This is a genomic window from Microbispora sp. KK1-11, from assembly GCF_006874435.1.
Lineage (GTDB): Bacteria > Actinomycetota > Actinomycetes > Streptosporangiales > Streptosporangiaceae > Microbispora > Microbispora catharanthi.
The window spans coordinates 50802-63295 of the sequence record NZ_VIRJ01000037.1 but is presented as its reverse complement, the minus strand read 5'-3'; the positions used below and the strand labels follow the sequence as shown (position 1 = coordinate 63295).

The window sequence follows — 12494 nt, the reverse complement described above, 5'->3', positions numbered from 1 at the left end:
GGGCATCATGAACGCCGTGTCCACCCTGCCTGATGACCTGGACGACGCCCTGGAGGCGTCGCTCGGACGCTTCCCGACGGCCGAGCTGACGCGGAGCGTGCAGACGCTCATCCGGCAGTATCGGGAGGGCTTCGACCGGAGCGTGCCCGCGCTGAGCTCGGAGGTCGCGGTCGCCGCGTACGCCGGATATCGCATGCCGGCGACCTACAGCGCCGTGCGCGCGGCGCTGCGCCAGGTCGCCCTGCTTGCCCCCGGTTTCGCGCCGGAGACGCAGGTGGACGTGGGCGGCGGCACGGGCAGCGCGCTGTGGGCCGCGAGCGCGGTCTGGCCGACGCTGCGCACGGTCACCGTCCTGGAGCAGTCCCCCTCCGCCATCGCCTTCGGGCGCGGTCTGGCGGGTCGCGCGCCCGCGGCGGCCGTACGGGAGGCACGCTGGCAGCAGGCGTTCGTCGACCGGAGCGCGCCCGCGCCGGCGGCCGACCTGGTGACGATGTCCTACGTGCTCGGCGAGCTGTCGCCCGCCGTCCAGGAGGACGTGGTCGGGTCCCTGGCCCGCGACGCCGCCATGCTGGTGATCGTCGAGCCCGGCACGCCCGCCGGCTACGCCAGGATCGCGGCGGCCCGGCGGCTGCTGACGAAGTCGGGCCTGCACCTGGTCGCCCCCTGCCCGCACGACGGCGAATGCCCGATCCGCCCGGACCAGGACTGGTGTCACTTCGCGGTCCGTCTGAACCGGACCGCCCTGCACCGGCGGATCAAGGACGGCACGCTGAGCTTCGAGGACGAGAAGTTCTCCTATGTCGCGGCCTCGGCCCGGCCGTGGCCGCGAGCGGAGAGCCGGATCCTGCGCCACCCCCTCAAGCGCAAGGGGCTGGTGACGCTGCGCCTGTGCACGGCAGAGGACGGGCTGGCCGACCGCGCGGTCTCCAAGCGCCAGGGCGAGACCTACCGCGAGGCGCGCGACGTCGTCTGGGGCGACGCCTGGCCACCCCCTGCCGATTAGTCGCCGAGGCCGTGGACGGTGGTCATGTCCGCGAGCCCGGAGATGGTGAGCACGGGGGCGAGCAGCTCGTTGGCGACGAGCTCGATGCGCGGGGCGTGCGCGAACAGCACGGTCAGGCCGGCGCTGTCGAGGTAGCCGACCGCGCTCAGGTCGACGAGGAGGGCGTGGCCGTCGTCCGCGGCGGCACCGGTCAGGGCGGCATCGAGTTCGCCGGCGTTGCTCATGTCGATCTCGCCGCTGACGGTGAGGACCGGGGTGCCGTCGGGACGGCGAGACGGAGCCAGAGTCAGGGGAGTCGTCATCGGGGGATCCTCGCGTGCAGGTCGACGGTGGTGCCGGCGGCACCGGGCTGGATGGTGACGTGCTGCATCAGGGCACGCATGAGGGCCACACCCCGGCCGCGGTGGCTGTTGGCCTCGGGCTGTGGGGGTTTCCAGCGGCCACTGTCGGTGACGGTCAGGTGGAGGTCGCGCGCGGTGACGACGGCCCGCAGGCGGACCGTGCTGCCAGGGGCGTCACGGTGGCCGTGCTCGATCGCGTTGGCACAGGCCTCGCCCGCCGCGACCAGCACGTTCTGGATCATCGACGAGGTGATGTCGCACCGGTTCAGCCAGTCGCGCAGGGCCGTACGGACGGGGGCGAGCTGGCTCGACTCGGCGGGGAAGGCCACCTCGAGCGGCGCGGGCTGGCGGTACAGCAGGAGGGCGACGTCGTCGTTGTAGCCGGTGTCCGGGGTCATCCGGCTCATGACCTGCGTCGCCAGGTCCTCGATGGGGGCCGAGCGGCCGTCCTGCACGGCGGCGCTCGCCTCGTCGATCCCGGCGGTGAGCGGGCTGCGGCGGCGCTCGACGAGGCCGTCGGTGTAGAGCAGCAGCGTGGAGCGGGCCGGCATCGTGTGGGTGCTCTCGGGCCGGGGATGGCCCGGGCGCACCGCGAGCGGGGTCGAACGGCCGCCCTCCAGCAGCTCCGTGGTGCCGTCGGAGTGGGCCAGGATGCCGGGCGGGTGACCCGCGCTCGAGTAGACGAGGTGACCGGTCGTGGTGTCGAGGACGCCGCAGAACACCGTGGTGCACTTGGCGCCCGGCACCAGGGCGGCGAACTTGTCGAGGGCGCTCAGCACCTGAGAGGGGCCGGCCTCCTGGAGCAGCAGGGCGCGGCAGGCGCTGCGCAGCTGGCCCATGACGGCCGCGGCTTCCAGGCCGCGTCCCACGCAGTCGCCGACGACGATGCCGATGCGGTCGTCGGGCAGCGGCACGATGTCGTACCAGTCGCCGCCGACCTCCAGAGGCCGGGTGGCCGGTTCATACCGTACGGCGAAGCCGTCGGGCAGGTGGGACGGCCCGAGGATGGCCCGCTGGAGCGCCACCGCGGCCTCGCGCTGCTGGTCGAGCTGGTGGGTCCGGTGCAGGCCCTGGCCCAGATGACCGGACAGCAGCGCGAGCAGCGTCTGGTCCTCGGCGGTGAAGGGGCGGTTCTGGCCGAGGTCGATCCAGAGGGTCACGATCCCCTCGGGATGCTCCAGGGTGATGCCGGCCCCGTCGGCCCCGCTCGCCACCGGCCGCAGCGGCGGGAAGCCGCGCAGTTCCGCGAGCCTGTCCCGCAGGTCGTCCGGCAGGGTCCGCCAGGCGGCTCCGGAGGCCGTGCCGAACAGCTCCGGCTCGTCCTCGGCCTGCCCCTGAGCCTCGCCGTACCACAGCGCGGCGCTGACCTGGCGGGCGTCCCAGACGTCGCGCAGCTCCTCCAGCGCTCCCGCGAGGGCGTCCCGCACGCTGCTCGCCTGGGAGACGCGCACGCTGAGCGCGGCCAGGGCGCTCTCGCGCTGCACGAGGTAGTGCTCGGCGGTGACGTCGCGCAGGGTGCCGACGACCCTGCGCCCGCCCGTGGTGGGATCGGCGACGTCGTTGAAGGTGGCCGCCACCCAGATCTGGTGTCCGTCCCGGTGGGTGACGGGGATCACGCAGCTGCCCCGGCCTCGGCTCACGAGCTGCTCGAACGCCTCGGCGACCATCCGGTGCGCCACGGGGTCGTCGGCCTCGCTCGGCCACCAGGGATGCAGGGCGCTGTAGGGCAGGCCCTCGGGGCCGTACCCGAGGATGTCGGTGAACGCCTGGTTGATCTCGATGACCGAGCCGTTCTCGTCGCAGACGAAGAACGCCTCCTGCAACGACTCGATCATCGCGGTCTGCCACCGCGTGTGACGGCCGCGGATGCGCGCCAGTTGCACGTTGGCCCGCACCCGCGCCAGCAGTTCGGCGGCGGAGAACGGCTTGACGAGGTAGTCGTCCGCGCCCGCCTCCAGCCCCTCGATCGAGGCCTCCTGGCCCGCGCGGGCCGACAGCAGCAACACCGGGACCCCGGCGGTGCGCGGGTCGCCCCGCAGCGCGGCCACCAGTTGCAGACCGTCGAGGCGCGGCATCATGACGTCGCTGACGACGAGATCGGGGGCGTCGGCGCGCGCCGCCTCCAGGGCGGCCTGGCCGTCGGTCACCACGGTGACCTGGTAGGACGGCCGCAGCAGGCGCGTGAGGTAGTCGCGCATGTCGGCGTTGTCGTCGGCGATCAGGACCCGGGGCGGGGGACCGTCCCCCTGGGGGCCGGCGGACGGCGAGGGGGCCTCTTCCGCGGCTGTTTCCTCCCCCGTGGGCAGCCAGCGCAGGGCCTCCTCGACGAACGGGTCGGCGGTGGCCGACACCACGTCTCCCGGGCCGGCCGGCACGATGCCGTCGGACGGCAGGTGGGCGGAGCCGAAGGGCAGCCGGATCGTGAACGTGGTGCCCGCGCCTTCGGCGCTCTCGGCGATGATCGTGCCGCCGTGCAGGCCCACCAGCTCCTTCACCAGCGCGAGCCCGATGCCGCTGCCCTCGTTGGAGCGCGACTTGGCGCTCTCGATGCGGTGGAACCGCTCGAACAGCCGCGGCAGCTCGTGCCGGGGGATCCCGATGCCGGTGTCGGCGACCGTGACGACCGCGTGCCCGTCCTCGGCCCGCAGCGCGACCCGGACGGAGCCGTCGAAGGTGAACTTCAGGGCGTTGCTCAGCAGGTTGAGCACCACCTTCTCCCACATGCCTCGGTCGACGTACACCGGTTCGTCCAGGGGAGGGCAGTCGACGTCGAAGGCGAGCCCGGCCCTGTCGATCGCGGAGCGGAAGACGCCGGCCAGCTCGGCGGTGACGGCGGCCAGGTCCACCGGCTCATACCTCGCCTGCATGCGGCCGGCCTCGATGCGGGAGAAGTCCAGCAGCGTGTTGACGAGCTTGCCCAGCCGCAGACCGTTGCGGTGGACCACGTCGAGGTCCTCGCGCAGCCTGTCCTTGTGCACCGGCTCGCCCGCGTCGGCGAGCGTGGTGCGCAGCTCCTGCACCGGCCCCATGATCAGCGTCAGCGGGGTGCGGAACTCGTGGCTGATGTTGGAGAAGAAGGCCGTCTTGGCCCGGTCGAGCTCGGCCAGCTCCTCGGCCCTGCGCTGCTGGAGCTGGTAGGCCACGGCCGCGTTGACCAGCGCCGCGGTCTGCCGCGCCACCAGGGCGAGGAACGACTCGTACGCCTCGTCGAGCGTGCGGCCCGCGCCGGCCGCCAGCACCATCACCCCGACCGTCTGGCCGCCGGTCTCACCGGCCAGCGGCAGCACCATGGCCTGCGTCGGCGGTGTCTGCCAGCCTCCCGAGGGCAGCGCGCCGAACCGCTCCACCACGTCGTTCACCACGACGGGCGCCTCTGTGCGCAGCACCCGCTCCACCGGCCAGTCGCCGGGCCCGCCGGGAAGGGGGGACACGGTCGCGCCGCGCGGGCTCGTCGCGGTCAGCGCCGGCTCGTCCGTGCCGGGGCGGCGCAGGTAGATCGCCGAGAAGGGCACGTCGGCGCCCGACCGCTCCAGCACCTCGGCGACCAGTTCGCACGCCTCGGCGACAGTGCGGGCGCGGCCCGCCTGCGCGCCGAGGTCCTGCAGCACCGCCAGGCGCCGCTCGCCGATGACCCGCTCGGTGGTGTCGCTGACCGCCGTGAACACACCCCGCACGGTGCCGTCGTCGTCGTGCAGCGGGCTGTAGGAGTACGTCCAGTACGTCTCCTCCCAGTAGCCGTGCCGTTTCATCGGCAGCAGCAGGTCCTCCGACCAGGTCGCCTCGCCGGAGCTCATCACCGACTTCAGCATCGGGCCGATGGTGTGCCAGATCTCCGTCCACACCTCGTCGCCCGGCTTGGCCAGCGCGGGGTGCTTGGACCCCAGGAGCGGCAGATAGGCGTCGTTGTAGAGGAACCGCAGCTCCTCCCCCCACCACACGATCATGGGGAACCGGGAGGTGAGGCAGATCCGGGACGCGGTGCGGAGACTCGTCGGCCAGGTCGCCGGGTCTCCCATGGAGGTCTCTGACCACGGATAGCCGCGCATCCGCCGCGCCATCTCGCTGTCGCCGGGAAACAGCAGCTCCATCGGCCGGCCGTGCTCAGCAGACATCGGTCGCCCCGCCCCGCTCATCGCTTCGCCTTCTCCTCAACGGCCGGACGGCCGGTGCGTCATGAGCCGGATCGCATCGTGGGCCGGGCCCTCCACGCGAGTCCGGCAGGTCAGGGAAGGAACAGTTCAACGGTTTCGTAGGATAGGGCAAATCATTCACCGGCCAGGCGGGCACCCAAGGCCCCGGCCCGGCGCGACGGAAGGAGCTCGAGGTCAGCACCGTCGACGAAGCGCCCGGCAGGCCGATGCCGCTCGCCTCCGCCACGGAGGCGAGTCGTCTCGCGGCCGTGCGGCGCTACGCGGCCCTGGAGACCGCCTCCGGCGCCGCGTTCGACCGGGTGGCCGCCCTGGCCGCGCGGATCTTTCACGCTCCCTTCGCCACCGTGACGATCGTCGGCGACGACACGGTCCGCGTCATCGCCGCGCACGGGCTGCCACCGCGCCGCGGGCTCGTCGAGAGCCTGTGCGCCGCGGCCGTACGGCACGGCGGCCCGTACGTCGTTTACGACGCGCTGCCGGACCCTCAAGCGGCCGGCGGCCCGGTGGTGGGCGGTGAGCCGGGCATCCGTTTCTTCGCGGCCGCGCTGATCACGACGCCCGACGGCGAGGCGCTGGGCAGCGTCAACGTCATGGACGTGCGCCCCCGTGAGGCCGGCGACGAGGAGCTGGCCTGCCTGCGGGACCTGGCCGGCCTCGTCATGGACGAACTCGAGGTGCGGCTGGCCACGCACCGTACGGTCGAGATCGAAAGGGAGCTGCGCGCGGGCGCGGAGCGGCTGGCCCGCACCCTGCAGCGCACCCTGCTCCCGCCGACGCTGCCCCGGGTGCCCGGACTGTGCGCGGCCGCCGCCTATCACCCCGTCTCGGCCGACGAGGTGGGTGGCGACTTCTACGACCTGTTCCCCCTCGACGGCGACCGGTGGGGGTTCTTCCTCGGCGACGTCTGCGGCAAGGGCGCCGACGCCGCCGCGCTGACGTCACTGGTCCGCTACACCCTGCGCGCCGCGGCCGTCTACGACGCCGACCCGCACGCGGTGCTGGCCAATCTCGACGCGGTTCTGCAACAGGAGCACGCGGGCGGCGAGGCCCCGGTGCCGTACTGCACGGCGGTCTTCGGCGTCCTGCAGCCCGACGGCGACGGGTTCGGCGTCACGCTCGCCACCGGGGGCCATCCCCCGGCGCTGGCGGTGCGGGCGAACGGCGCCGTCGAGCCCATCCACCCGGCCGGCGGCCAGCTGATCGGCATCCTGCGCGATCCCCACTTCGCCCAGGTGAGCGCGCGTCTGAACGCCGGTGACGCCCTGCTGCTCTACACCGACGGCCTCACCGAGGCGCGGACGCCGTCCGGCTCGATGCTCGACGAAGACGGACTGACCGCGTATCTCGCCGCCGCCAGGCCCACGAGCGCCGACGCCCTCCTTGCCACCGTCCACGACCTGATCACGGCCTTGGGCAAGGGGGTGTCAGACGACACCGCGATCCTCGCCCTGTCCGTCCCGCCCGCCACTCGAACGCCGTCCTCCGGGAGTCTCGGTGCAGCATGACAACGGTCTGACCGTCAGCCTCCAGCCGCACACCTCCGGGCCGCACCTGCTGGTGGTGGCCGGTGACCTGGATCATCACACGACTCCACGCCTACGGGCGGCCCTGGAGGAGGTGAAGTTCGGCCCGGACGCCGGCCTGGTGATCGACCTGTCCGGCCTGACCTTCTGCGACTCCACCGGCATCGCCACACTGGTCGCGGCCCACCAGCGCGCCGCCGACGCGGGCGCCGCCCTGCTCCTGGCCGGCCTGGACGCCGACATCGCCCGCGTCTTCCAGATCATGGGTCTCGACCGGCTGCTCTCCTTCTACGACAGCCCCGAAGACGCCGTACGCGCGCTGGGTGACTGAGCGGAGCAGGTGAGAGGGGCTACAGGGGCGCGGCGACGGCGACCGCGATGTTCTGCCTGATGTCGCAGTTCCTGGCCCGGCGGCAGAAACCGTCCGCCACGCTGGTCGCCCCGCCCGCGGTGCTGGCCGCGGTGTGCTGGTGACCGCGATTGCGCGTGGGGCTGTCCAGATAGACGATGTTCCGGTTGCGGGTGCCGTTGCCGACGGAGGCCGGGCCGTCTCCGTCCCCCCGCCCGGCCCGCGCGTTCGCGGGAGCGGTGAGGAGGACCTGCGCGGCGGCGGCCGCGACGAGGACGACGGCGAACAGCGGGACACGCCGAGATGCGCCGCATGAATGAAGCATCCGCCACCGCCCGTCCGCCCGCCCATTCGAAGCCTGGTCACACCGTAGCCTCCGCCGGGGTCCGGCCGATGTTCCCAGGCGCGCGTGTCCCCACCATGTTCTCGGCCGTTTTACGGCACGTCAGCGTCCGTTGATCACAGTGCCGCTCGTCCTGGGGGAGCTCTGGTTGCGGCCCCGGAGATGCTGGGAGCCCCTGCAGCCGGGCCGGCGCAGGCAGTTGGCGGCCTGCGTGTTCACCGACGCGTCCACGCCCGTGATGACCTGCTGAGCGCCCGTCGTGTTCCGCTGGCTGCCGACGAGCAGGGAGTTCAGGTTGTTCTGGCCGTTGTTGATCACATACCTGGAGTTGGCGCCGTTTCCGTCGCCTCCGCCCCATCCCCGGCTCGTCGCCGCGTCCGCGCTCGCGGGGGAGAGCGCGAGGCCGGCGCTCGTGAACGCCAGCGCGGCCAGCGCCAGCAGTCGCGCCGCCGGGCCGGTGAGCGCGTGCCGCCCCCTGTTGTGAGCCCTGTGACGAGCACTGTGACGAGCCATGTTCTCCCGCGCCTTCCCTGTCGTCCGCAAAGGAGATCCGTTCGCACGGACCTGCCGGGCATCTACCCCCGGGCGGCGTGCTCGTCACGGCCGCTGAACGAGGATTAGGACCTCCCAACGGAACGATCTCCGTTGTGCTCCGATCCCTCGCCGGTGAGAAGCACGCGGAAATTGTCGTAGCGGCCGCGTACTGTCCACTCGACGCGGCGATGGGAGCCTTCGATGACGGACGTGCGCACGTGGCTCACCGGTCTCGGGCTGGTCGAGTCGCCACGCTGGCACGACGGCCGCCTGTACTTCTCCGACTGGACGGCGCACGAGGTGATCGCGCTCGACCTGGACGGCACGCACGAAGTGGTGGCCCGGGTGGACTCGCTTCCGCTCTGCACGGCCTGGCAGGCCGACGGACGGCTGGTGATCGTCGACTCCGCGCGGGGGTTGCTGCAACGGCTGGAACCCGACGGCTCGCTGGCGACCCTGGCCGACCTCACCGGTCTCGGGCGCAGCTGGAACGACATCGTCATCGACGGTCGCGGCAACATCTACGTCAACCGCATCGGTTTCGACATGGCCACCGGTGAGGCGTTCGCCCCCGGATACGTCGTGCACGTCGGCCCCGACGGTTCGGCACGCCAAGTGGCGGACGATATCGCCTTCCCCAACGGCATGGCCGTGACGCCGGACAACTCGACGCTGATCGTCGCCGACTCGTACGGCAACAGGCTCATCGCCTTCGACATCGAGGCGGACGGCGGCCTGTCCGGTCGCCGGGTCTGGGCCGAGACCGGCGAGGACCACCCCGACGGCATCTGCGTCGACGCGGAGGGCGCGGTCTGGTACGCCGACGTCGGCAACAAGCGCTGCGTGCGGATCCGGGAGGGCGGTGAGGTCCTCCAGACCGTCGAAGTCGACCGGGGATGCTTCGCCTGCACGCTCGGCGGCCAGGACGGGAAGACGCTGTTCATCGTGGCGGCCGAGTGGCGCATGCCCGTGATGGTGCCACCCGGGACCGGGCGGGTGCTCTCGACCGAGGTCACGGTGCCCGGCGCGGGCTGGCCGTAGACGTCCGGCGCCTGGACGCCGACCCGGTGTCCCGGCGGGTTCGCGCCTCCGCAAGGCGGACCACGTCGTTCTGCCGGTCCGACGCCCGCACCCGCTGCGTCAGGTCGCAGAGGCGGGACGACCGGCGGCAGACGATGCTCTGCGCGTTGGCCAGGCCGCCGACGCCGACCGTCCTCTGCTGGATGCCGGTCCCGCTCCGCGCGCTGCCCACCGTCAGCTGGCTGACGTTGCGAATCCCGTTGCCGAGGCGGACGGCGGCGCTGTTGCCGTTGCGGTCGCCGTTCCCGGCCGCACGGGTCACCCCCGCATGCGCGGCGGCAGGCGGCGACGCGGCGAGCACCGCCGTCGCGATCGTGACCGCCGTCAGGGCGAGACCGCGGCGCATCAGCGGTTCACCGCCCACGCCCGGTGCCGTCGCCCGACGGGCCGCGGGCGCGGATGTTCTGCGACAGCGCGCAGAGCCGGCCGCGCGGCCTGCACAGCCCGCCCTGCACGCTGCTGAGCCCGCCCACTCCCGCCGAGAACTGGTGAAGGGCGCCGCGCAGGTGCGTGCTGCCCATCGCCACCAGGTTGCGGTTGGCCGAGCCGTTGCCCACGCGTACGGCGGAGCGGTTCCCGTTGCCGTCACCGGCCGCCGCCGCGCCCGCGGCCGTCGGCGCCACCAGGGACAGGGCCAGGGCCAGTGCCAGGGACAGGGCCAGGGCCAGTGCCAGGGACAGTGCGACCGGTGCCGGCGCGGGCCGTCGCGGAAGGGCGCCAGGGAATCCCGTGAGGGTGTGGTGGATGATCGGCATCGAAGTGCCTCTACCCCGCCCGCGGGCCCGCGCCCCGGCCCCGGCGGAAACCGGACCGGATCATTCCCCGCTCGTCGAGCGGCCGCCCCTTGGGTGAAGGGGCGGCCGGTCGCCGGTTATCGGCTGGTCACCTCGTACGTCCGCAGGTAGTCGAACGTCACGGTGGCGCCCGCCGTGTTCATCGAGATCAGGCCGATCTTCACCGGACCGGTGCGCGGGAGCGACCAGGTGCCGCCCCAGATCCAGTGGGTGCCGTCGGTGCTCGACGCCATCCGGACGTCGTGCTCGCCGTTCTCCTGGTCGTAGTGGTAGACGAGCCGCAGCCAGGTGGTCTCCGCGGCCGGGCCGCCGAACATGGGCGCGTTGGCGACCGCGGTGGGCGGGGTGGTGCCCGGACGCGGGCCCTCCTTGCCGAACTCGGTCTGGTGGAGCACCGCGCCGCCGCCGTTGTTCAGCGGCAGGATCGAGTGGGTCAGCTTCAGCCACCGGTCGTCGTTCTCGTACAGCAGCAGACCGGCCTGCTGGTTGCCCTTCGTGCCGTTGAAGGTGAGCTTCGTCTCCACGGCGAAGTCGCCCTGCGGCGCGTCGCGGAGCAGGATCGACGCGGTGTTGTTGCCCAGGTACAGCTCGGCGTTCTGCGTCGGCCAGACCAGGGAGCCGTTCGACAGGGTGGCCGACGGGTTGCGGACCTTGGTCCAGCCGGTGGGCGAGCCGGTGCCGTCGAACTCGTCGGAGTACGCCGTGAGCTGCTTGCCCAGGACGGGGTCGGGCACCCGCTCGGTCACCGGCTGGTACAGCGGAGCGGCGCCCACGTTGTCGGCGTCGGCGGCGCCGCGCGTGGTCACGCCGATGGCGCCGGAGGTGGGCGCGCCGTCGGGCAGCGTCGTGGAGACCGTCGCGAGCGGGTCCCCGAGCCGGTCGGCCGACACCGACACGGCCAGGGCGTTCCCGCGCCGCTCGGCGGCGACGTTGTGCCAGGAGCCGTAGTCGAACGAGGCCGGCAGCGGGCTGGAGACGGTCGTCGTCTTCCCGTTCACCTTGACCGTCACCACGAGCGCGCCCTGTTCCCGGTCGAGCCACGCGGTGATGTTCCTCGCGCCGTTCTCGCGGGTCACGAAGAGCCCGGCGGCGGTGCCGCCCTCGCCGAGGCGCAGGTCGGCCTCCACCCGCACGTCGCCCTCGACCGTGTCGTCGCTGAGCTCGCTGGTCACGCCCTTGCCGGTGAGGTAGCCGAGCGAGTCGGGGTCGGAGGCGAGCTTCCACGGCCCGGTCCACCCGTCCTTGCCCTCGTTGAACGTGCCGCCCACGGTCCAGGTGGTGACCGGCGCCGGCTGCTCGCCGGTGGACGGCCCGGCCCCGGCCCGTACGACCGGCCAGCCGTCGATCCAGTCGAGCCGGTCGATCATCAGCGGCCGGCGGGCCAGGTTGCTGATGGTCGTGCCCCAGGTCGTCGTGGCCTGCCCGAACTCGGGGGCCGACGAGGGGATCGCGTGGTAGACCAGCCAGTCCTGCCCGCTGAGGTCGGTCTGGATGGCGTTGTGGCCCGGGCCGACCCAGCCGTTGCCGTTGGCCGCGAGGACGATGCCGTCCTTGCTGGTCAGGTCCATCAGGTTGACGCCGGTCGGGGTGGTGAACGGCCCGAGCGGGCTGTCGGAGCGGCCGACCTTGACGGTGTAGCCGCTGAACGCGCCGTCGCAGCACCCGGCGTCGGAGTAGAACAGGTAGTACTTGCCGTCGCGCCGGACGACGAAGCCGCCCTCCATGCGGCGCCCGCGGGCGATCTGCGTGACCGGGCCGGTGACCTCGGTCGCCTCGGCGTTCATCTTCGCGCCGCAGATCGTGTCGTAGCTGCCCCAGTAGAGGTAGTTGTCACCGTTCACGTCGGTGTACATGGCCTGGTCGATGTTGCCGGTCGGGCAGCCGCTGCCGCCCGCCGGAACGATCAGGCCGTGATCGGTCCAGGGCCCGGTCGGGTGCGGGCTGGTCGCGAGCGCCACGCCGCCCGTGGAGAGCGCGTACGTCAGGTGGTAGGTCCCGTTCACGTACCGGATGTCCGGCGCCCAGGGACGCGTGCCGTTCGGCCACCACGAGGGGTGGTCGGCTCCGGTGTAGACGTCTCCCGCGTACGTCCAGTGCACCATGTCGGGGGAGGTGAGCATCGGCAGGATGTGCTCGTTCTTCCCGTCGATCGGGTTCGTGGTGCCGTAGGCGTACCAGAGGCCGTCTTTGCCGCGGATCATCGTGGGGTCGGGGAAGGTCTGCACCGCCCCGGCGCTCACCGGGTTGGTGTAGGTGGGGCCGGACACCGCCTGCGCAGTCGATGCCTGCGCTGTCGATGCCTGGGCGGGCAGCGTCGCCGGGGCCACGGAGGACGCGAGGAGTAAGGCTCCGATCACCAGTTGTCTCACGGCGAGC

Annotated in this window: 11 protein-coding genes; 4 read left to right on the top strand and 7 right to left on the bottom strand. The window is 72.6% G+C overall.

Annotated elements, in window-relative coordinates; all coding sequences use genetic code 11:
* The first annotated feature begins 7 nt into the window (after positions 1-7).
* Complete coding sequence (locus tag FLW16_RS36890) at positions 8-1003, top strand: small ribosomal subunit Rsm22 family protein (RefSeq protein ID WP_142565400.1); 996 nt, start codon at positions 8-10, stop codon at positions 1001-1003.
* Here the strand turns inward: FLW16_RS36890 and FLW16_RS36885 are convergent.
* Complete coding sequence (locus FLW16_RS36885) at positions 1000-1305, bottom strand: STAS domain-containing protein (RefSeq protein WP_142565398.1); 306 nt, start codon at positions 1303-1305, stop codon at positions 1000-1002. The two genes, FLW16_RS36890 and FLW16_RS36885, sit on opposite strands and share 4 nt — an antisense overlap.
* Positions 1302-5456 carry a SpoIIE family protein phosphatase gene (locus tag FLW16_RS36880; RefSeq protein ID WP_185949755.1) on the bottom strand — a complete coding sequence of 1385 codons (4155 nt, stop codon included), beginning with the start codon at positions 5454-5456 and terminating at the stop codon, positions 1302-1304. Before FLW16_RS36880 ends, FLW16_RS36885 begins: the two co-directional genes overlap by 4 nt.
* 245 nt (positions 5457-5701) lie before the next feature.
* Here FLW16_RS36880 and FLW16_RS36875 point away from each other — a divergent pair, with 245 nt between their 5' ends.
* A complete protein-coding gene (locus FLW16_RS36875) occupies positions 5702-7000 on the top strand; it encodes a PP2C family protein-serine/threonine phosphatase (RefSeq protein WP_142565394.1) in 1299 nt (432 codons plus the stop codon).
* Positions 6990-7349: an STAS domain-containing protein gene (locus FLW16_RS36870; protein ID WP_260615997.1), complete on the top strand. Its 360-nt coding sequence runs from the start codon at positions 6990-6992 to the stop codon at positions 7347-7349. The genes FLW16_RS36875 and FLW16_RS36870 overlap by 11 nt, the downstream gene beginning before the upstream one ends.
* Before the next feature lie 19 nt (positions 7350-7368).
* Here FLW16_RS36870 and FLW16_RS36865 read toward each other — a convergent pair whose 3' ends face one another.
* Positions 7369-7692: a hypothetical protein gene (locus tag FLW16_RS36865; protein ID WP_142565392.1), complete on the bottom strand. Its 324-nt coding sequence runs from the start codon at positions 7690-7692 to the stop codon at positions 7369-7371.
* 120 nt (positions 7693-7812) lie between these two features.
* Positions 7813-8223 carry a hypothetical protein gene (locus FLW16_RS36860; protein WP_142565390.1) on the bottom strand — a complete coding sequence of 137 codons (411 nt, stop codon included), beginning with the start codon at positions 8221-8223 and terminating at the stop codon, positions 7813-7815.
* Positions 8224-8445: 222 nt separating this feature from the next.
* Between FLW16_RS36860 and FLW16_RS36855 the strand changes: the two genes are divergently transcribed.
* Positions 8446-9285, top strand: coding sequence for an SMP-30/gluconolactonase/LRE family protein (locus FLW16_RS36855; protein ID WP_142565388.1), 840 nt, complete (start codon positions 8446-8448; stop codon positions 9283-9285).
* Here the strand turns inward: FLW16_RS36855 and FLW16_RS36850 are convergent.
* The 3 genes from FLW16_RS36850 to FLW16_RS36840 form a co-directional block, all read right to left on the bottom strand.
* Complete coding sequence (locus FLW16_RS36850; protein WP_142565386.1) at positions 9257-9670, bottom strand: hypothetical protein; 414 nt, start codon at positions 9668-9670, stop codon at positions 9257-9259. The two genes, FLW16_RS36855 and FLW16_RS36850, sit on opposite strands and share 29 nt — an antisense overlap.
* Positions 9671-9677: 7 nt before the next feature.
* Positions 9678-10079: a hypothetical protein gene (locus FLW16_RS44125; RefSeq protein ID WP_185949754.1), complete on the bottom strand. Its 402-nt coding sequence runs from the start codon at positions 10077-10079 to the stop codon at positions 9678-9680.
* A 116-nt stretch (positions 10080-10195) separates the two neighbouring features.
* Positions 10196-12487 (bottom strand): family 43 glycosylhydrolase, encoded by a 2292-nt coding sequence (locus tag FLW16_RS36840; protein WP_221891466.1) that lies wholly within the window; start codon positions 12485-12487, stop codon positions 10196-10198.
* Positions 12488-12494 lie beyond the last annotated feature (7 nt).